Raw genomic sequence first — 20138 nt, forward strand, 5'->3', positions numbered from 1 at the left:
GGCCTGGAGGCGGCAATCGATCCAACAAAAACGTTCGTGGTCATGCCCGGTGCATTCCGGCGGGACTGCGGCAACAACAGTTAGCGGAGGGTATGGCCAAGAAGGACGGGGTCATTGAGATCGAAGGCGTTGTGACCGAGGCGCTGCCTAACGCGATGTTTCGCGTTGAGCTCACCAACAAGCACATCGTTCTGGCACACATCTCTGGAAAGATGCGTCAGCACTACATCCGAATCCTCCCCGAGGACCGCGTAGTGGTGGAGCTGAGCCCGTACGACCTCACCCGTGGTCGTATCGTCTACCGCTACAAGTAAATTGCTGGGCGGCTTCAGCACAAGCTGACCGCTGCTCCAGTTGACCACACTGCTACACGCAAAGGAACGCCATGAAGGTCAAGCCGAGCGTCAAGCAGATCTGCGAAAAGTGCAAAGTGATCCGCCGTAATGGCCGGGTCATGGTGATCTGCGAGAACCCGCGCCACAAGCAGCGCCAGGGCTAATTTCCTTCCCTGAAGGAAATCCTGGGTTGCTAACCCACGCAAGTAAATAAAGGCAGCACAAGCTGATCTGGAACATTGAGCTCGAAAGAGTCCGGACAGCTAACCCCCGGTCGGAGGCTGGGGCCGCATGGAACATGCGGGTGTACTGCCTACGACCTCCGGTTTATCAAGGAGTACTGCCACTATGGCTCGTCTCGCTGGCGTAGACATTCCCCGCGAAAAGCGGCTGGAAATTGCGCTTACTTACATCTACGGCGTGGGCAAGACCCGTGCACACGAAACCCTGGCTGCCACGGGCATCAGCGCTGACGTTCGCGTCAAGGACCTGACTGACGCCCAGCTGGTTGAGCTGCGTGACTACATTGAAGGCAACTACAAGGTTGAGGGTGACCTTCGCCGCGAAGTAGCAGCAGATATTCGCCGCAAGGTTGAAATCGGCAGCTACGAAGGCCTGCGCCACCGCAAGGGCCTGCCCGTACGCGGTCAGCGTACGAAGACCAACGCACGTACCCGCAAGGGCCCGAAGCGTACCGTCGCCGGCAAGAAGAAGGCCCGTTAAAATCCCCGCTCGGGATTTACGGACTTTCCCCAATAACTTTCTGTAGGAGAAAAAATGCCCCCGAAGACTCGTGGCGCGGTTCGCAAGCCGCGTAAGAAGGACAAGAAGAATATCGCGCTTGGCCAGGCGCACATCAAGAGCACCTTTAACAACACCATCGTTTCCATCACGGATCCGAACGGCGCTGTTATTTCCTGGGCTTCCTCCGGTGAGGTTGGCTTCAAGGGCTCGCGCAAGTCCACCCCGTTCGCTGCACAGATGGCTGCCGAAGCCGCTGCCAAGCGTGCGCAGGAGCACGGCATGCGCAAGGTAGACGTTTTCGTCAAGGGACCGGGTTCCGGTCGCGAGACGGCAATCCGTTCGCTGCAGGCCGCAGGCCTCGAGGTTGGCTCCATCCAGGACGTCACCCCCGCAGCCCACAACGGCTGCCGCCCGCCGAAGCGCCGCCGCGTCTAATTCTTTTCCGCAGCAGGAGCTTGCCCGGACCAGCGATGGTCCGGGCAAGCCCAGCGCGTTAAGTCTTCAGACCGAATTTCCACCACCTGTGTTGCGTCATATAGCGGATGCTCGCCGAAAGGAAACCTAAGTGCTCATTGCACAGCGCCCCACCCTCTCCGAAGAGGTAGTCTCCGAAAACCGTTCGCGTTTCATCATCGAACCGCTGGAACCGGGCTTCGGCTACACCCTCGGAAACTCCCTCCGCCGTACCCTGCTCTCCTCCATCCCCGGTGCTGCCGTAACCAGCATCCGGATCGATGGTGTGCTGCACGAGTTCACCACGGTTCCGGGTGTCAAGGAAGATGTCACCGAGATCATCCTTAACATCAAGAGCCTGTCGGTTTCCTCCGAGCACGACGAGCCCGTCGTGGCTTACCTGCGCAAGCAGGGCCCCGGAGTCGTCACCGCCGCGGACATCGCTCCGCCGGCCGGCGTCGAATTCCACAACCCGGATCTGCACATCGCCACGCTGAACTCGAAGGGCAAGTTCGAACTCGAACTGACCATCGAGCGCGGCCGCGGCTACGTTTCGGCAGCTCAGAACAAGTCCGGCGATGCAGAGATCGGCCGTATCCCGGTCGACTCCATCTACTCGCCGGTGCTGAAGGTTACTTTCCGCGTGGAAGCAACCCGTGTTGAGCAGCGCACCGACTTCGACAAGCTGATTGTCGACGTCGAGACCAAGCAGGCCATCGCCCCGCGCGATGCCGTCGCTTCCGCAGGCACCACCCTGGTGGAACTGTTCGGTCTGGCCCGTGAGCTGAACACCGCAGCTGAAGGTATCGAGATCGGCCCGTCGCCCACCGACGCTGCCCTGGCAGCCGACATGGCACTGCCGATCGAGGATCTGGACCTCACCGTCCGTTCCTACAACTGCCTCAAGCGTGAGGGCATCCACACCGTGGGTGAACTCGTTGCCCGCTCCGAGGCTGACCTGATGGACATCCGCAACTTCGGTGCAAAGTCCATTGACGAGGTCAAGGCAAAGCTGGTTGAACTGGGCCTGTCCCTCAAGGACTCGCCTCCCGGTTTTGACCTCGCAGCACGCGCCGCAGCAATCGAAGAGGACGACGCCGCCTTCGGCGACGACGAACTCTAAACCAGACCTTGGCCGGAGGGCAGCACCACGGTGTGCCGCCCACGGCTTCCACATGAGGAGAAACAATTATGCCTACCCCCACTAAGGGTCCGCGCCTCGGAGGCGGCCCGGCTCACGAGCGCCTCATGCTCGCGAACCTGGCAGCATCCCTGTTCGAGCACAAGCGGATCACCACCACGGTGACCAAGGCCAAGCGCCTGAAGCCGTACGCAGAGCGCCTGGTGACCTTCGCCAAGCGTGGCGACCTCGCTTCCCGCCGCCGCGTTCTCGGCCTGATCAGCAACAAGGGCATCGTCCACGAGCTGTTCACCGACATCGCCCAGGCTGTGGAGAACCGCGATGGCGGCTACACCCGCATCACCAAGATCGGCAACCGTAAGGGCGACAACGCTCCCATGGCTGTCATCGAACTGGTCCTCGAGCCGGTTTCCGCCAAGCAGGCCGTCGTAGCCGAGGCTACCTCCGCTGCCAAGCGCGATGCCGACAAGAAGGAAGCTGCTGCTGCACCCGTTGCAGAAGAAGCTCCCGAGGCTGAGGCCGTGGAGACCGAAGCTGCTGAGGCTCCGGCTGAAGAGGCTGCAACCGAAGAGGCTCCCGCCGCTGAGGAAGCTCCCGAGGCTCCCGCCGCCGAAGAGAAGGACGCGAAGTAATTCGCTGATTCTCTTCGCATAGACTTAGGTCTGTGAACCACCAAAAACCCGCGGCCCCCGTTCCAGGGGGCGGCGGGTTTTTGCGTATCCGGCTTGACCTTTCGTACGACGGCGGCCCGTTCAGCGGGTGGGCACTGCAACCGGGACGGCGTACCATCCAGGGCGTCCTGGAAGAGGCGATCGCCCTGTTGGTACGCCGTCCGGTGCGTGTCACCGTGGCGGGACGGACCGACGCCGGCGTGCACGCCCGCGGCCAGGTGGTCCACCTGGACCTCACCGAAGACGAGTGGCAGAACCTGCCGCGCGGGCACGAACTGGATCCCGCCGTCGCCATGCTGCGCAGGCTCCGCGGGGCATTGAACCGGGCCCTGGGCGATCTTCACGGGGCCGTGGACGTGCATGACATCTCGTTGGCACCTGTGGGCTTTGACGCCCGCTTCTCGGCTCTCTGGCGCCGCTACAGCTACCGGATCGCAGACGGGCCCGCCCTGTGGGATCCGTTGGAGCGGTATTTCACGTTGTGGCACAGGAATCCGCTGGACGTGGGACTGCTGAACGAGGGCGCGTCGCAGCTGCTGGGCCTGCAGAACTTCCTGTCTTTCTGCAAGCCGCGCGAAGGTGCCACCACCATCCGGGAACTCCAGCGGTTTGAGTTCAGGCGCGGCGAGGACGGCGTCATTGTGGCCACCGTCCAGGCTGATGCGTTCTGCCACAACATGGTGCGCGCCCTCATCGGCTCCGCGCTGTACGTGGGTGAAGGCGTTGTGGAGCCGGGCTGGCTGCACGAACGGCTGCTGCTGCAGAAGCGGGACGCCAAGTCGGTCCTGGCCGCCCCGCATCCGTTGGTGCTGGAGGAAGTGGCCTACCCCTCGGACAGCGAACTCCTGGCCCGCGCCGAACAAACCCGCGCCCTCCGCGAGCCCTGACTAGAACGCCGGGGGTGGGCCCTCGGCCGGCAGCGTCACCGTAAACGTGCTGCCTTGGCCCTCGCCGCTCTCGCAGGCGATCGTCCCGCCGTGCCGCTCCACAATCATTCGGGTGATTGACAGACCCAGACCTGCCCCCGGGATGGCGGCCTTCCGGGCGGTCTCGGCGCGGAAGAACCGGTTGAAAGCCCTCGCCGCGTCCTCGCTGGACATGCCCATCCCGGTGTCCGTGACGCTCAGCCGGACCCACTGCCGGTCCGCGTCCGCGCTGATGCTGACCTTGCCGCCGTCGGGCGAGTACTTGATGGCGTTGGACACGAGGTTGTCCAGCACCTGTCCGATCCTGAGCGGATCCGCGTAGGCCCACAGCGGCGAGGGGACGTCGGCGGCGATCTCCACGTGGGAGCGTTGCGCCAGGGCCTGGGCGGAACCAAGGCTGGTCTCCACCAGGCTGGCCAGATCGGTCCGCTTGGGGTGGACGTTCAAGGTGGTGGAGGCGGAGGCCGTCAGATCGGCCACCAGGTCCAGCAGCCGTTCCGCGTTGCGCTGCACCACGAGCAGGCGCTGGGCCACCTGCCGGGGCAGGCTGTCGGCGTCGTCTAGGACCAGGTCCACGTTGCCCAGAATCGAGTTCAGTGGGTTCTTGAACTCGTGCGAGACGTTGGACACCAGCTCCTGGTTCGCGGCCAGGGACTCCACCCAGCCGGTGACGTCCGTGTAGACCACCACTGCCCCGGTCAGCCGGCCGTCCTCGCCGACCAGCGGGCGGGCGGCGGTGGATATGGCGCGCTGCTCCGGGCCTTCGCCGGCCCACACCAGGTAGTCGGCGAAAGACTCACCCGCCATGGCCCTGTTGATGGGCCGCCGGTCCCGGGGGAGCAGCGTGCGCCGGTCCTGTCCAAAGATGAGCTGGTGCCCCTGGCCGGGGAGGGCGTCGTCAGCGCCCGTGACACGGCGGAAGTTGCGCTGGCGGCTGTTGGACACCAGGAAGTGGCCGGAGCGGTCGACGGCGGCAATTCCGACGTCGGTGGCCTCCAATACAGTTTCGAGCAGCTTCTCCCGTTCCCGGCTTGCGGCCAGCAGTTCGCGGAGTTCACGGTCCTTGTCCGCCAGTTCACGCTGCTGCTGCCGGAGGCTTACGCTCGCGAAGCGGATGGCCAGGGATACAGCGAGCATCATCACGGGAAAGAGCAGGACGGTGGTGAGGTCCGAGGCCGTGACGGTGGGGAAATGGCCCACGGCAGATGGAACCATGATCAGGAAGGGCCCCGCAAAACTGAGCACCAGGCTGCTGCGCGCCAGCATGCCGGAGGCGGAAAGCCAGATGACCGGGAAGACCACCAGTACCGCGAGGCCCGGCAGGAGCGGAGCGGCGCCGTTGCGCAGGAACCCGATCAGCGCGAAGTCCAGCACGGGGATCAGCAGGTATGGGCGGTGCGCCAGGCGTTCCCAGGGAACCAGGAAGCAGCCCAGGAACAAAACCGCGTTCAGGGCAAGGCCGGCCACGTACAAGGGGGAGTGCATGAGCGAGGGCCAGGCGAAGGGGGTGGCCACGGCAATGACAAGCACAAGGAAGGTAAGGGGGAGCTGGCACAGCGCCACTTGGGCGCGGGTTCCCAGCCGCCGGAAGATGCGTCCGGGTCCACGCTGGAACAACGGCTCGGCCATGTTTCTGACTCGTACCCCTTTAGGTCCGGAAAGCAGGCGCCGCCAAGATGTAGCAATTCCCCCCAGTTACCTTGGCCAGCACCCTTTCCCTTGGATAATGCACATGTCTTGTCATAGTAATTGACTTTTCAATTTTCAGTGTCGATTCGTATGTGAACAGCCGGGCTTACTAGTAGCGTATAAATTGTTGGAGCGGGAATGGCATTGGCGCTGGGCCAATGGGGGGCCATCTCCGCCTGGCGCAGGGGTAGCAATGGACGATCTTGGTGTAGCGGTGGTTATCGAGGACGACGACGACGTACGCAACCTCCTCGAAGGTGTCTTGACCCAGGCGGGCTTCGAAGTTCATACGGCGGCTGACGGACGGGCCGGGGTTGAGGTGGTCCGCACTAAGCAGGCCAACGTTGTGACGCTGGATATCGGCCTGCCGGATATCGACGGGTTCGAGGTTTTGCGGCGAATCCGGAATTTCAGCAACGCGTACGTGGTCATGCTGACTGGCCGGACCGACGAACCGGACCTGCTGTCAGCACTGAATGCGGGCGCGGATGACTATATCGCCAAGCCGTTCAGGCCCAGGGAACTCCGGGCAAGGGTGGCAGCCATGATGCGCAGGCCGCGCCACGAGGTGAACGAGCAGCATGAATCCGCGTCACACGGGGGCCAGGCACCGGTTCCTGCCGCCGCGCAGCTCGAGCCCGGCGTCCTGCGGCACAACGGACTCCTGTTGAACCACCGGACACGCACCGTGGAGGTCAAGGGCGAGCCGCTGGGCCTGACCCGCAGCGAGTTCGACCTGCTCCACGTGTTGCTGAAGGGCGGTGGTGCCGTGTGCACCAGGGCGGACCTGGTGCGGGCGGTGCGGGGCGATTTCTATGACCGGGACACCTACATCAGCGAGGCGGACGAGCGGGCGGTGGAGGTCCACGTGGGAAACCTGCGGCGCAAGCTCAAAGAGGACCAGTTGTCCCCGCGCTGGCTGCAGACAGTCCGTGGGGTGGGTTACCGGCTGGCGCCGAGGCGGCCGGACGATGCTTAACTGCTAGCCGTTCTCCATGATGTAGGTTGACTGCAGTTCGGACACGGTGCGTGCCCCGTCCTGGGCCACGCCTGCCATCATCGCCTGGCCCTGGACAAAGTCACCCCGCCGGATCAGGCCCTCCAGGAGTTCGGCGAGCTTTGCCAGCCGTACCCCGCCCACCATGGCGGAACTGATTTTGAGGCTGATGACCGCGTCCAGGGCAGAGTCCCCGTCCCGGCTCAGCACCGCTGTTCCCAGCCGGGCCAGCCGCACGTCCCACATGGCCGCGTAGTCCCTGGCGAAGCGCTGCGCCAGTCCGGACCCGGCCAGCTCATCTTCGAGTTCCGCCAGCACTGCGGCGTCAACCAACGGCAAGAGGGCGGCCGCTTCCAGTGAGGGGTCCACGCCGGCGGGAGCGGGAGCGGGAGGAAAACCGACCCCGGACAGCGGGAAGTCCGCAGCGGGGCTCTTTCCGCTGGAACCGGGATCGGGACTGTTCATTGTTCAAGGCTACTTCCTGGAAATGCTTCGGGGTCCTGTTTTTCATCATTCTGTGTAAACCTTGAGACAACCTTGCCGCCGCGCTGAGCATCTTTACTGGCCGCTGAAGGTCACCACTGCATTGATCACGGCCGGCCCCAGAATGGCAATGAAAAGGACCGGGAAAATAAAGAACAACAGCGGGAAGAGGATCATGACGGGCAGCTTCATGGCCTTTTCCTCGGCCCGCTGGCGCCGTTTGACCCGCATGACCTTCGCCTGGACGCGCAGGACCCGGCTGATGGCGATTCCGTACGTGTCCGCCTGCACCACGGCCTGCACAAAGCTGCGCAGTTCCGGGATGTTGGTCCGTTCCGCCAGGGCGATGTAGGACTCACGGCGGCTGCGTCCCACCTGCATGTCCTGCAGGGTGCGGACAAGTTCTTCGGCAAGGGGGCCCTTGCCGTTCTCGCCTGCACGGGCCATGGCGCCTTCAAAGCCCAGCCCAGCCTCAACCGAAATGAGCATCTGGTCCAGCGTGTTGGCCAGTTCCAGCTGCATCGCCTTCTGCCGCTCCAGGCCCTTGCTGTACAGGAGGAGATCCGGGATGAAGTAGCCCAGGAAGAGGACGAAGAGCCCGGCGAGCTTCATCAGCGGGCTGCTTCCCACGCCTGCCAGCCAGCCGCCCATTGCCACCCCGGCCAGGCCGATGGCGAGTTTGGATCCCAGCACTTTTCCCAGCGGCATGGAGGCGGGCCGGCCGGCGAGGGACAGGAGGCGGTCGAGGAATGCCACATAGGCCGGGGGAGTGAGGCGCCGGCCTATGGCCTCGAGCAGCCCCGGCGCTCCGGCGGCTGCCGTTGCAACAGGCGGGGCGCCGCGGGAGAGCAGGTCAGAGACGGCCAGGCGCCCCTGCTTGTCCACGGTCAGGACGGACCAGGCCAGGGCCGCCAGGGGGATGCAGACCAGGAGAACGGAGAGGAGGACGATCAGGTTCATGGGGTCCTCAAAACTTCAGGTCGATGATCTTGCGCATCCAGAGTGCGCCGATGGTCATGAGGACAAAGGAGGCGCCGATCATCACCCAGCCCAGGGGATGGGTGAACATCGAGTTCATGTAGCTGGGGCTTACGGCCAGCAGCATGGCCACGATGCCGAACGGCATGGCGATCAGGATGTACGCGGAAAACTTTCCCTCCGCGGCCAGTGCCTTGATGTGGCCCTTGATCTCGGCGCGCTCGCGAATGGTCTCGTTCACCTGGTCCAGCACCTCCGCCAGGTTGCCGCCCACTTCCCGGTTGATCTGGATGGCCTGCGAGATCCACACGAAGTCCTCGTTTTTCATCCTGTCCGCGGTGTCGTTCAGCGCGGCCAGCAGGTCCCTGCCCAGGCTGGTTTCGGTGATCACCCGCCGCATCTCCTCCGATGTCGGCTTTTGGGACTCCGTGGCGGCGGCGTCGATGGCGCGCAGGATGCTGTGGCCGGCCCGGAGGCCGCCGGAGAGCAGCTGCAGTGTGTCGCCCAGCTGACTGTCGAACGCGCCGCGGCGCTTGCCGGCAAGGAATCCGAGGACGAGCTTGCCCGCGAAGGGTGCCAGCAGGGCCAGCAGCACCCCCACGAGGGGGCTCACCGTCACGGTGCCGACCAGCATCCCGACGCACGCGCCGATGCCCACCAGCAGGAAGAATTCGGCCTGGCTGAGGCGCAGGCCGGCGTTCTCCAGCTCCGCGCGGGAGAAGAGCTTGACGTTCCGGCCGGCGAGCAGCCGTTCAAAGGACCTGACCCCGGACAGGGCAAGGCGCGACAGCGAGGACGGCGGCTCCGGTTCAAACGGACGACGGCGGTCCAGCGGCACCGCCGGGGCGCTCGGCAGGAGCACGGCCACACCGAGCAGGCAGATGGCTGCCAGGAGGAGGACGCTTCCAATGGCGATGATCATGGCCGCGTCCCTACTTGGCGCCCGGTGACAGCGGCCCGGCGAATACTGCCGGGGACACGTGGATGCCCAGGTCCTCGAACCGGTCGATGAACCGCGGCCGGATGCCCGTGGCCACCGGCCTGCCCAGGAACCGGCCGTGCGCGTCGACGCCGGCGGAGTAGTCGAAGACGAAGGCATCCTGGAGCGTGACAATGTCGCCCTCCATGCCCTGCACCTCGGTGACGTGGGTGATCCGGCGGGAACCGTCGCGGAGCCTGGAAATCTGGACGATCAGGTTTACCGCGGAGGCGATCTGCTCACGGATGGCGCGCAGCGGAAGGTCCATGCCGGCCATAAGCACCAGGGTCTCGAGACGCGCCACGGCGTCCCTGGGCGAGTTGGAGTGCACCGTGGACAGGGAGCCGTCGTGGCCGGTGTTCATGGCCTGCAGCATGTCCAGCGATTCGCCGCCACGGACCTCACCCACCACGATCCGGTCCGGGCGCATACGGAGGGAGTTGCGGAGCAGCTCGCGGATGGTGACTTCGCCCTTGCCTTCGGTGTTGGGCGGCCGGCTTTCCAGCCGGACCACGTGGTCCTGCTGGATCTGAAGTTCCACGGCGTCCTCGATGGTGACGATGCGTTCGTCGTGCGGAAGGAATGAGGACAGGACGTTGAGGAGCGTGGTCTTGCCCGTGCCCGTGCCGCCGGAGACGATGATGTTCAGTTTGGCCTTCACACAGGCGTTCAGCAGTTCGGCCATCTCCGGGGTCAGGGTCCCGAAGTCGATCAGGTTGCGGACCGTCAGCGGGGTCTTGCTGAATTTTCGGATGGTCAGGGAGGAGCCGCCCACGGCCAGCGGCGGGATGACCGCATTTACGCGGGAGCCGTCTTCCAGGCGGGCGTCCACCAGGGGCGAGGATTCATCGATTCGGCGGCCCACCTTGGACACGATCCGTTCGATGACCTTGCGCAGGTGTTCCTCTGAGCTGAAGCGGGACTCGCTGAGGGTCAGCTTGCCCTTGCGTTCCACGTAGATCTGGTCCATGCGGTTGACCATGATTTCGGTGACGGCGGGGTCGTCCAGCAGGCGCTGGAGGGGGCCGTAGCCCAGCACATCGTCGGCAACGTCCTGGACCAGGCGGGTGCGCTCCTCCGGCGTCAGCGGCACCTGCTCGGCGTCGATGATGCGGGTGAGTTCCTTCTTGGCGGTGCTCCGCAGTTCCTGTTCCGTGACCGCGGCGTCGTTGAACCGCGTGCCCATGCGTTCGAAGAGGGCGGTGGCCGCCCTGTCCTTCATGGCTGCGAAGACGTCCACCCGGGGTGCCGTGGGCACCTGCTGCGCGCCGTCGTCGTACGTTGGATGGACGACGGCGGCGTGCGCCGGAAGGTGCCGTTCCGCACCGTCTGCGGCGCTTGGGGAAGGCGCCGGCTGCGGGGGCTCAAGCAGGGCCGTGGCCGACCCCGATCCCGCGGCAGAAGCCTGGTTGCGGCCCTGGACCGCGTTGATGCGTTCGGAGAGTTTCATCAGATGACCACCCTTCGGTGAAGCTTCCTTTGGGTCTGCGTGCGCCAGGCCGGGTTGAAGCGCTCCACGAGCTGGCGGAGGCTTTTAACCGCGGGGTCCTTCTTTGATTCCTGGAGGACGGGGATGCCGCGGTTGGTGGACAGCGCCACGGCACGGGATCGTGGGACGCTGACGTCCACGGGGGCGCCGATGGTGGATTCGACGTCCTGGACGTTCAGGCCGGCTTTGGCGTCGGCCATGTTCAGGACCACGTGGCGGGATTCGGGCATGATGTCCAGCTGGCGGAGGACTTCCAGTCCGGAGCGCAGGCCGCGGAGGCTGGGGATGTCCATGGCGCTGACCCAGACCACGTCGGTGCACTGCTCCATGGCGGCGAGGCCGATTTCCGGCATGCCGGGGGCGGTGTCGATGACCACGTACTGGAACTCCTGGGCCAGTTGCTCCAGCAGCCGGCTGACCTGGTCCGGGGTGATGTGGTCCGCGTCCACCGGGTTGGGCGGTGCGCACAGGGCGTAGATGCCGGCCGGATGCACGGTAAGGAAGGCCTTGAGGACCAGGGAGTCCTGGGCGGCGGCGGGGGTGACGGCGTCCGTGACCGTGTGTTCGGGGTTGAGGTAGAGGCCGGAGGCGACGTCCCCGAACTGGAGGTCCAGGTCCACGATGACCACGCTCATGGGCGCCACCTGGCCCAGGCCGATGGCGATATTGGTGGCCAGGGTGGTTTTGCCCACGCCGCCCTTCGGGGAGAAGACGCCGATGACCAGGCCCTTGCCGTTCTCTGATTGCTGCGGTTCGGCCCCGCGGTGCCTGGTGGCAAAGGACTGGCAGGCGCGTTCCAGCAGTACCCGTATTTCGGCTGCATCCGCCTGGGGGCTGAGGATGTCCCGGATGCCGGCGCGCATGGCGTGCAGGAGGAAGGACGGGTCCACGTCGCTGACCAGGACCAGGCTGAGGCCCGGAAACTGGACGTCGAAGACCTTGGCGAAACGCAACGCCTCTTCATAGGGAACGTCGGGGCCGATGATGAGGACCTCCGGCTGTTCCTGGTTGAGGAGGGCAAACAGTTCCGCCGGGCCGGCGGGGAGGATGTCGCTCGAGATTGTCTGCACACTGCCGCGCAGGCCATGGGCGACGGCGGAACGCAGCTTCTGGTCGAAGTCGCCGCTGGGGGAGAGGAGGACGAAGCGGCTCATTTGTACACGTTGTCCTTCCTGGCGATGAAGCCGCCGTTGTCCTGCGCGTCAAGGGGCTCCTTGGTGAGCCAGAGGTCACCGTTGTTCGAGGAGTAGATGATCTTGGTGGCGTCGATGTCATTCACGGCGACGGTGACCATGAACGATCCCTGCGGGAGCGTAGTGTCCTGGGGATTCGTGCCATCCGTGGGCTTGGCACTTGGTTGCGGGGCCCTCTGGACCGCTGTGACAAGAACCTTGCGGAGGGTGAGCTGGGTGGTTCCTTCGCCTGGTTTGGTCTTGTCAGCGCCCGCGCCAAAGCTGAAACCGATACCCACGTGGTCCCCGGCCTCGATGCGGCCGCCCACTACACGCTTGGCTTCGAGTTCGAAGGTGATTTCCTGCAACCCGGCCGGCACTTTTACTGCACCGCTGGACTTGACGTCTTTCGGATCAACCAGTCGTTCGGCCAGGAGTTGCTCGCCGGGGACCAGGTCCACGGCGGCGACTTTGCCGGCTGAATCGTCGAGGTTTTTCAGGGCGGTCTTCGAAACAGCAGTGGCGGGTACCTGTTGCATGGTCACGGACGCTTTTACGGTGTCGAGGGAAGCGCCGGCCGGCACGGCCTTGGTCACAACCATCACCCCGGTGGGGTCCATGTCCTTCATGGCGCGCTGGTCGGCACCTTGGGCGTAGGTGACGATAAGAACCGCTCCGATGATGGCCAGCACCACTGCTGATACACCGGCCAACATACGTGACTTCACTGACTGCTCCTGTTGCTTTCACAGATAGGGTGTTGCGTTTTAGCTTGCTATTGCCACAATGGTGGCGCCGTCCGGGTTGACTGGGCCCAGCGTGTAGCCGTTGGCCAGGGAAACGTATTTGACGAAGGTGCCGATAATGCCGCGGCATGGTTCCCGGCACTGCACCGCGGCCGGTACGTCCGGCGTCCTGTTGCGGAACGTGTAGGGAAGGCCTGTGGGGCCGAATTTCCAACCGGATACCTTGAAAGCGGCAAAGGTGGTGAGCCCGAAGACGGCATTATTTCCTGTCCCGGTGACGGCGTTGAAGACGGGAATCAGAACAATAACGTCTTTGCCAGCGGTCATATCGGCCGCCCATGAATTCAAGAGGGTGTCGCAGTAGGGCGGGGGGTTGTTTCCAGTGTCTCCGCCGGCGGTGCTCTTCGAGATGTCGATGGTGGCGCCGCATGCCGAAGGATCCTGTTTGAGACCCCCGAAGCCACCCTCCACCGCTGCGCCGGAGGGACCGTAATTGCAGCTTGGGTTGGCGCCGGTACCGTGCAACTGAAGCAGCTGCAGCACGCCAGTCTGTCCTCGCACCTGGCAGACGGAAACGGTGATGGGAAAAGCAGCCAAGCCCTTGGTGGGGCTGCCCCACTGCACGGATGCCGGCGCGTTGACCTCAGCCGTGTTGATCCCTAGGACGCGGGCGAAGAAGAGGGACACCTGATTGGGCGTGTGCCCTGCCTCCTGGGATGCAACTGAGACCGACACCTTGCGGTTTGTCGTGTCGATCGTAACGGACTTGAGGTTGCTGAGGCCGTCGTTGGCGTTACTGTTCGCCAGGGTTTTAGCCAGAGACGAAGTGTTGGAACAGTCCGAATCGTTGGGATTCTTGGCACATTTCTGCGCGATAGCCAGCGCGGCGGAGTCGGCTCCGTTGTGCAGCTGGGTTCGCTCGGAGTACATCATTGCCACGTCGACCGCCATGGCACCGAATCCGAGCAGGACCACCAGCATCAGCGCAACAATGACGCTCACGGCGCCGCGTTCGATGTCCTTGTTTTCAGGGGGTAGTTTCAGCCTCCGCACAGCATGGCTCCTTGCCCTGTCATGGTGAAGGGTCCTGCTATTCCAGTCATGGTTGAGAGGGTGTAGGTGATGGTGACCTTCATTCGGGTGCCCGACGCGCAAGTTGCGGTGCCCGAATCGAGATTCTTGAAGGTGATGTTGGAATCCGCGAGCGATGGCTTGAGAGCGATAGCCGTATTCTTGGCTGCGGTGCGCGATGCCACAGGATCATTGGAAATGGCCATCACGCGGACACTTTCGCGGGCGGCCGCCGATAGCGAGGCCTGTGCGTTGTAGGCCCGGCTGAATTCCATGATGCCCAACAGCAGCATGACCAGGACCGGCACCACGATCGCGAACTCGACCGCGGCTGCGCCGCGTTCGGATGATCGGGACATGATGGTGCCTTTCGACCGGTCATTGTTGTTGAGCGAAAGCAGAGTGGCGGTGGGGAGCGTCGCACCCGCCACTCTGCCAACGGAACTTCTTATTTAGCCAGCGGCAGCGGCGCAGGTGGCGGCCGCACCGTCAACACCAGGGGTGAAAGTGCCCTTGGTCATCGTGCACTGAACCTGGGTGAAGAGATCTGTCAACGTTCCCCCGAGAAGTGTGACGGCGGCGATGATGACGACGGCGATGAGCGCGACCATGATGCCGTACTCAACGGCAGTTGCACCCTTTTCGCTGCGAAGGCGGGTCGTGAGGGTGGTGTAGAGAGAAAGCATTTTGACTCCTGAGCGAGACGGATCGGCTGGCCCTGCACCAGCACTGAAACGAAGTTAGCAACGCTTGATGCGACATTGACCGGATCTTGCAGCATCCTGCGCAAAGCCTTTACCGGGTGCCCTTTCAATGCGCAGCCGCTGGGTTTTTCCTGCGCTAATGTTGTTTTTCCATGAGCGCTGGGCACGCAAAAGGACCCCCTCGGTTCTGGGTGCCGAGGGGGTCCGGTCTTTGTGACGCAGGGGCGCGAGGCTTCTGCGTGCTGGGTTTATTTGTTCGCAAATACTTCCATGATGCTGAGGACTGTCGGCCCCAGTACTACAACGAACAATGTGGGGAGGATGAAGAAGATCAGAGGGAAAAGCATCTTGACTGGCATCTTCATCGCATGCTCCTCCGCTCGCTGGCGGCGCTTCACCCTCATATCCTTCGCCTGGGCATTAAGCACATTGGCTATGGCAATTCCGTAGGTGTCTGCCTGCACTACGGCTCGGACAAACGATCGGAGATCGGGAACGTCTACCCGTTCTGCCATGGCGGCGTACGCTTCCTTGCGCGACCGGCCCACTTGGATGTCCTGCAGTGTCCTGATGAGCTCGTCAGCAAGCGGTCCGCTACCGTTCTGTCCTGCCCGCGCCATCGCCGTTTCGAAGCCGAGGCCGGCCTGCACAGAGATGAGCATTTGATCCAAGGTGTCCGGGAGGTCCAGTTTGATGCGTTCGCGGCGTTTTTGCGCGTAGTTGCGAATCAAAATGTCAGGAAGGAAATAGGCCACGGCCGTCATCACGACCATGAGGAGCACTTTTATCCCGGAAGGGTCCGCTGCCACCAGGAAGATGCCGAACATCGCACCTGCGAGGGCAAGGAGTGGCTTCACCATGATGATGCGGCCAAGAGGCCAGTCTTTCGGACGCCCGGCACCCGCAAGTTGCTTGTCCAGCCATGCCGTGTAGCCCTTGGGTGTGACCCGCCTGCTGAATTCTTCAAGTTGTCCGTTGGCGGTGAAAGCTGAACCGTTAGGGCGGGCGATACGCCCCAAATTTGACTGGATGTTCCGCAGCCCGGCACGGTCGCCGGTGAAGGCCAACCAAGTCATGACCGAGAGAGGTGCAATTACCGCCAGTATGGCGGCGTAAGCAATGGTCTGCATGAGTTGCTCCCTTTCTCAGAACTTCGGTTTGATGAGTCTGCTGAGCCAAAAACCGCCCAAAGTCAGCAGAATGATGGCCACGGCGATCATGAGGTAACCAGGAACCGTAGTTAGAAAGACCCTGGAATAGAGCGGGTTGAAAAGCGTGAGGCCAATGAACATGACAACCGGGAGTGCCATGAGAACGATGGCGGACATTCTCCCTTCGGCGCTCAAGGCCCGAACCTGGCCCCTGATCTGGTTTCGGTCGCGGATAGTTTCGCCCACGTTGTCCAACACATGGGCGAGGTCTCCGCCAACTTCGCGGTGAATTTCGATAGCCCTTGTAATGGCCCGGAAGTCGTCATTGTTCGTCCTGGTCCCCACATCAGCAAGGGATTCACCTAAGTCCCTTCCGATCCTGGTTTCAGTGACCACCCGATTTAGTTCTTCCTTCATCGGTGCCTCATTTTCCTCGGCGGCAGCGTCGATCGAGCGAAGAAGGCTGTGCCCGGCTCGCAGTCCACCGGCCAGCATGTTCAGAGTGTCGGGTACCTGCTCGTCGAAGTTCTTCCTCCGACGAGCCACGAGCAGATTTAGGAACAGGACCAGGCCTATTGGAGTCAGAACCAGCAGCAGAATCGAAAAGAGCAAACCACCGAGCAAGAAACCAAAAACGACAGCCACGAAAGTGATAGAACCAGCAGCCAGGAGATAATCGCCCGGCTGTTTTCGCAGGCCCGCATTCTCAAACTTCTCAGTACTGACTACTGAGAACCGACGCAGGTGAATGCGCCTGTTCAGCGATTCCACGGCCTGGTTTGTCAGGCGTGTGAGGTTCGACGAGTGGATCGTTGTGTCGCCTGGCCGTCGGCGTGACAACGGCAGCTGTGTTCTGGACCTAAAGGCGACTGCAATCAAGAGGGCCAAAGCCAGATAGGAGAGTAGAAGTCCGCCGACAAGGAGGAGGGGAGACTGATCGGAATCCACTTCACCGCCCCCTGACGGCTTGGCCGCCGAAGACAGCAGGCGAAATCGGGATGCCAAGCTCGGCGAAGCGATCGGTAAAACGTGGGCGGACGCCGGTCGGAATTGGTTTTCCTAGGAATCGGCCGCTTGCGTCAACTCCAGCTGAATAGTCGAATACGAAGGCATCCTGAAGCGTGACCACATCTCCCTCCATCCCTTGCACTTCTGTGATGTGGGTAACGCGTCGGCTGCCATCGCGCAGCCGCGAGATGTGGACGATGAGGTTCACTGCGGATGCCACTTGTTCCCTGATGGCACGCAAAGGAAGGTCCATGCCCGCCATTAACACGAGGGTCTCCAATCGTGCGATGGCATCCCTGGGAGAATTGGCGTGCACGGTGGAGATGGAACCGTCGTGGCCGGTGTTCATGGCTTGAAGCATGTCGAGACATTCACCTCCGCGAACCTCGCCAACCACTATGCGATCGGGGCGCATACGAAGGGAATTCCGGACCAAATCGCGGATTGAGACTTCGCCTTTGCCCTCAATGTTTTGTGGCCGGCTCTCGAGACGAACCACGTGGTCCTGCTGCAGTTGGAGTTCCACGGCATCTTCGATGGTGACGATTCTGTCCGCAGCGGGGATGAATGATGAAAGGACGTTCAACAACGTTGTCTTACCGGTTCCCGTTCCACCCGAAACAATGATGTTGAGTCGGGCGAGAACGCAGGCCCTAAGCAGTTCGGCCATTTCCGGCGAAAGGCTGCCCATGGCGATCAGATTATGAACAGTCAACGGATCACGGCCGAATTTACGTATGGTCAGAGCCGGCCCGTTTACCGCCAAAGGTGGAATGATGGCATTGACCCGGGATCCGTCGGCAAGTCTCGCATCAACCAAGGGCGATGATTCATCGATACGACGACCGACATTGGATACAATGCGCTCGATAACCCGACGCAGCGCATCATCAGATGTGAACTTCGTGTCCGTGAGGTGAAGCTGTCCCTGGCGTTCAACGTATATCTGGTCAAAGCGGTTGACCATGACTTCCGTTACTGCAGGGTCGTCAAGAAAACGTTGAATGGGTCCATGTCCGAGGACATCGTCAACGATGTCCCGGATTAGCCGCTGGCGTTCGAGGGCGGTAAGCGGAATCTGTTCCGCCTCGACGACGGCTTTGAGCTCATCCTTGACCGACTGATGGAGCTCGGCCTCGTCAATGGACGAATCGGTAATCCGTGCGCCGAGTCTTTCAAACAAAGCCTGGCTCGCGCGCTCTTTGAGCGAGTTCAAAGCATCGCTGGCCACCGATGCGATTTGTGGAACCTCGGAGGAGCCCGGCTGCGCTTCGGCCGCCGTCTTGGCTTCGAGAATCCGACCAAGGGTGGCTGGCTGGGCGGGCACAGCAAACACATCTGCAGAAGCGCGGGGTTCCACTTCCTGCTCGAACGCTGAATCGCCGCGAAGCTTCTGGAACCGGTCCGAAAGACTCATTGCACTACCGCCCTTCTGTGAAGTTGCTTGTGGGGTCTGCTTTCCCAATCTGGCCTGAAGCGGTCAACCAACTGCCGCAGCCCTTTAAGTGCCGGGTCCCGGCCTCCGTCCTGCAGGACAGGAACACCCTTATTCGTCGAGAAGGGAAGGGTCTTGGAACGAGGCAGCACCACGTCAACAGGCGCCCCGATGGTGGCTTCAACATCCTTCAAGCTCAACCCCGCCCGGCGGTCCGCCATGTTCACCACAATGTGGCGCATCTCCGGGACGAGGTTTAGCTCATCAAGGATTTGGAAACCTGTACGCATTCCCCGGATGCTCGGTACGTCCATGCCGCAAATCCAAACGGCATCCGTGGCCTGTTCGAGTGTGGCCAACACATGTTCACCCAAACCCGGCGCCGTATCCACCACGACGTATTGGAACTCTTTCTTGAGCTGCTCCAGTAGATGGGAGACATTGGCGGCACTGATCCGGTCCATCTCCACAGGGGAGTTGGGAGCACAGAGGGCGTAAATGCCGGCAGGGTGCACTGTCAGGTATGTCTTGAGGACCATCGAGTCCTGACTTGCCGCCCCCATAACCGCATCCGTAATGGTGAAGTCGGGTTTGAGCAATAGACCGCTGGCCACGTCGCCAAACTGAAGGTCGAGATCCACGATGACGACGCTCATGGGAGAGCCCTTGCCCAGACCAACAGCCAGGTTCGTAGCCACCGTTGTCTTGCCGACGCCGCCTTTCGGAGACATCACTGCAATGACACGTCCATCTGCATGGTCAGCGTGTTCGGATGTTTGCGGAGCCAGCCCCCGTCGCCGGCCTGCCGCGGCCAGGCTGGCCCGCTCGAGCATGACGCGGATCGTGTCCGGATCCGAGCCTGGGTCCAACAGATCCCTCACACCTGCGCGCATTGCTTGCAGAACGGTCTCGGGAGTTGTCGTAACAGCAAGGATGACGCTGATCTCCGGGTACTGCAGATCCATGACCGCGGCCAACTTGAGCGACTCTTCGACCGGTAAACCGGGCCCCAGCATGAGGACTTCCGGCGGCTCTCCGACCATCTGGCGGAGAATATCGCCAGGACTCTCGGGCAGGTAGTCGGCTTGGAATACGTGCAGATCGCCGTGGATCCCCGCGGTGGCGGAACGAACGAGCTTTTCGAACTCTGAGTCGGGCGTGATCAGGATGAAGCGGCTCATCGGAACAACCTTGATGAGTCTACGAAGCTCGATCCCGACTCGGTGGCATCCGACGGCTCCTTGGACAGGTATACCTTCCCGAACTCGGTTGCGAAGACGATGCGCTCGGCGTCTGCTGAGTCCCGTGCAATCGTAATCAGGTACGTGTCATCGGACTGTTCCTTGGTGCTTGAAGTCGACGCAACCTGACTGGCCCCCGAATTGGAGGCGGTTGCCTCCGTTTGGGCGGCCGAACCATTGCTGAACTGGGCTGCAGTAACCAGAACCTTGTGGAAGCTGAGCTGGGTCTTGCTGGAACTGGTTTGCCCATCAGTGCCCCCGGCACTATTCAGCGAAAGAAAGACGCCCACTGTGTCACCAGCATTGATCTTGCCTCCGGCCACCCTTTCGATGGGAAGCTTGAGAGTGATTTCTTGAAGGCCTGAAGGCACCTGGATCCGTGCCGGACCAAGATAGGCATCCTGGTCCACCATCCGACTGGCCAAGAGTTGTTCGCCTGGGACCAGAGCTACGGACGTTACCTTCGAATCGAGAGTCCCGAGATCAGTCACCGTGTTGTCGGCAACGGCCGCCTTGGGAACCTCCTTTTTGGTCACCGACGACATGACTTTATCTGCAGGTGATCCAGCCGGGATCGGCTGCTGCACTACGTAGATAGTTTCAGTTTCAGTGCCGGCCATTGCCCGCTTATCAGCGGCCTGGACATAGGACACAAGGAGGACAGTTCCGATAATCGCCACAAGTAGTGCGGCAATGCCTCCCAGTAGGCGTGTTTTCATTTCTTC

Annotated in this window: 23 protein-coding genes; 8 read left to right on the forward strand and 15 right to left on the reverse strand. The window is 62.4% G+C overall.

All coding sequences use genetic code 11. The annotated features are described in order from the left end of the window. The first annotated feature begins 92 nt into the window (after positions 1-92). The 7 genes from infA (at position 93) to AC3ANU_RS08340 (ending at position 4231) form a co-directional block, all read left to right on the forward strand. Positions 93-314, forward strand: a complete 222-nt coding sequence (gene infA, locus AC3ANU_RS08310; RefSeq protein WP_009358723.1) for a translation initiation factor IF-1 — start codon at positions 93-95, stop codon at positions 312-314. Between the two features lie 71 nt (positions 315-385). Next, positions 386-499, forward strand: coding sequence for a 50S ribosomal protein L36 (gene rpmJ / locus AC3ANU_RS08315; protein ID WP_009358722.1), 114 nt, complete (start codon positions 386-388; stop codon positions 497-499). Positions 500-683: 184 nt separating this feature from the next. Further along, positions 684-1058 carry a 30S ribosomal protein S13 gene (gene rpsM, locus AC3ANU_RS08320; protein WP_003803743.1) on the forward strand — a complete coding sequence of 125 codons (375 nt, stop codon included), beginning with the start codon at positions 684-686 and terminating at the stop codon, positions 1056-1058. 54 nt (positions 1059-1112) lie between these two features. After that, a complete protein-coding gene (gene rpsK / locus AC3ANU_RS08325) occupies positions 1113-1514 on the forward strand; it encodes a 30S ribosomal protein S11 (protein WP_018769149.1) in 402 nt (133 codons plus the stop codon). 130 nt (positions 1515-1644) lie between these two features. Next, positions 1645-2655, forward strand: a complete 1011-nt coding sequence (locus AC3ANU_RS08330; RefSeq protein ID WP_013601812.1) for a DNA-directed RNA polymerase subunit alpha — start codon at positions 1645-1647, stop codon at positions 2653-2655. Positions 2656-2723: 68 nt separating this feature from the next. Next, on the forward strand, positions 2724-3305 hold the full coding sequence (gene rplQ / locus AC3ANU_RS08335) for a 50S ribosomal protein L17 (RefSeq protein WP_026265744.1): 582 nt from the start codon (positions 2724-2726) through the stop codon (positions 3303-3305). A gap of 32 nt (positions 3306-3337) precedes the next feature. After that, the gene (locus tag AC3ANU_RS08340; RefSeq protein WP_488315828.1) at positions 3338-4231 is read left to right on the forward strand and encodes a tRNA pseudouridine synthase A; all 894 of its coding nucleotides are present in this window, start codon (positions 3338-3340) and stop codon (positions 4229-4231) included. On the opposite strand, the gene AC3ANU_RS08345 is transcribed toward AC3ANU_RS08340, so the two are convergent. Beyond that, a complete protein-coding gene (locus AC3ANU_RS08345; RefSeq protein WP_056388943.1) occupies positions 4232-5899 on the reverse strand; it encodes a sensor histidine kinase in 1668 nt (555 codons plus the stop codon). A gap of 253 nt (positions 5900-6152) precedes the next feature. Here AC3ANU_RS08345 and AC3ANU_RS08350 point away from each other — a divergent pair, with 253 nt between their 5' ends. After that, positions 6153-6938, forward strand: a complete 786-nt coding sequence (locus AC3ANU_RS08350; RefSeq protein ID WP_026265746.1) for a response regulator transcription factor — start codon at positions 6153-6155, stop codon at positions 6936-6938. A gap of 3 nt (positions 6939-6941) precedes the next feature. Here AC3ANU_RS08350 and AC3ANU_RS08355 read toward each other — a convergent pair whose 3' ends face one another. The 14 genes from AC3ANU_RS08355 to cpaB (AC3ANU_RS08420) form a co-directional block, all read right to left on the reverse strand. Next, entirely contained in the window at positions 6942-7421 is a 480-nt protein-coding gene (locus AC3ANU_RS08355; RefSeq protein ID WP_018769154.1) for an Hpt domain-containing protein, read from the reverse strand. A 93-nt stretch (positions 7422-7514) separates the two neighbouring features. After that, positions 7515-8399, reverse strand: a complete 885-nt coding sequence (locus AC3ANU_RS08360) for a type II secretion system F family protein (protein WP_018769155.1) — start codon at positions 8397-8399, stop codon at positions 7515-7517. A 7-nt stretch (positions 8400-8406) separates the two neighbouring features. Then, entirely contained in the window at positions 8407-9339 is a 933-nt protein-coding gene (locus tag AC3ANU_RS08365; protein ID WP_018769156.1) for a type II secretion system F family protein, read from the reverse strand. Positions 9340-9349: 10 nt separating this feature from the next. Further along, on the reverse strand, positions 9350-10846 hold the full coding sequence (locus AC3ANU_RS08370; RefSeq protein WP_018769157.1) for a TadA family conjugal transfer-associated ATPase: 1497 nt from the start codon (positions 10844-10846) through the stop codon (positions 9350-9352). Continuing rightward, a complete protein-coding gene (locus AC3ANU_RS08375; protein WP_018769158.1) occupies positions 10846-12039 on the reverse strand; it encodes a CpaE/TadZ family protein in 1194 nt (397 codons plus the stop codon). The genes AC3ANU_RS08370 and AC3ANU_RS08375 overlap by 1 nt, the downstream gene beginning before the upstream one ends. Then, complete coding sequence (gene cpaB / locus AC3ANU_RS08380; protein WP_026265747.1) at positions 12036-12785, reverse strand: Flp pilus assembly protein CpaB; 750 nt, start codon at positions 12783-12785, stop codon at positions 12036-12038. Before cpaB (AC3ANU_RS08380) ends, AC3ANU_RS08375 begins: the two co-directional genes overlap by 4 nt. 39 nt (positions 12786-12824) lie before the next feature. Beyond that, a complete protein-coding gene (locus AC3ANU_RS08385; RefSeq protein ID WP_231377422.1) occupies positions 12825-13784 on the reverse strand; it encodes a Tad domain-containing protein in 960 nt (319 codons plus the stop codon). 59 nt (positions 13785-13843) lie between these two features. After that, positions 13844-14233: a TadE/TadG family type IV pilus assembly protein gene (locus tag AC3ANU_RS08390; protein ID WP_026265748.1), complete on the reverse strand. Its 390-nt coding sequence runs from the start codon at positions 14231-14233 to the stop codon at positions 13844-13846. Positions 14234-14326: 93 nt separating this feature from the next. Continuing rightward, positions 14327-14560: a Flp family type IVb pilin gene (locus AC3ANU_RS08395; protein WP_018769162.1), complete on the reverse strand. Its 234-nt coding sequence runs from the start codon at positions 14558-14560 to the stop codon at positions 14327-14329. A 266-nt stretch (positions 14561-14826) separates the two neighbouring features. After that, on the reverse strand, positions 14827-15708 hold the full coding sequence (locus AC3ANU_RS08400; protein WP_488315829.1) for a type II secretion system F family protein: 882 nt from the start codon (positions 15706-15708) through the stop codon (positions 14827-14829). A 15-nt stretch (positions 15709-15723) separates the two neighbouring features. After that, positions 15724-16500, reverse strand: a complete 777-nt coding sequence (locus AC3ANU_RS08405) for a type II secretion system F family protein (RefSeq protein WP_224084032.1) — start codon at positions 16498-16500, stop codon at positions 15724-15726. A gap of 178 nt (positions 16501-16678) precedes the next feature. Further along, on the reverse strand, positions 16679-18154 hold the full coding sequence (locus AC3ANU_RS08410; RefSeq protein WP_018769165.1) for a TadA family conjugal transfer-associated ATPase: 1476 nt from the start codon (positions 18152-18154) through the stop codon (positions 16679-16681). Then, the gene (locus tag AC3ANU_RS08415) at positions 18151-19353 is read right to left on the reverse strand and encodes a CpaE/TadZ family protein (RefSeq protein WP_018769166.1); all 1203 of its coding nucleotides are present in this window, start codon (positions 19351-19353) and stop codon (positions 18151-18153) included. Before AC3ANU_RS08415 ends, AC3ANU_RS08410 begins: the two co-directional genes overlap by 4 nt. Further along, positions 19350-20132, reverse strand: a complete 783-nt coding sequence (cpaB, locus tag AC3ANU_RS08420) for a Flp pilus assembly protein CpaB (RefSeq protein WP_026265749.1) — start codon at positions 20130-20132, stop codon at positions 19350-19352. Before cpaB (AC3ANU_RS08420) ends, AC3ANU_RS08415 begins: the two co-directional genes overlap by 4 nt. Positions 20133-20138: the final 6 nt, after the last annotated feature.

This window comes from Arthrobacter sp. SDR-2R (assembly GCF_057747955.1).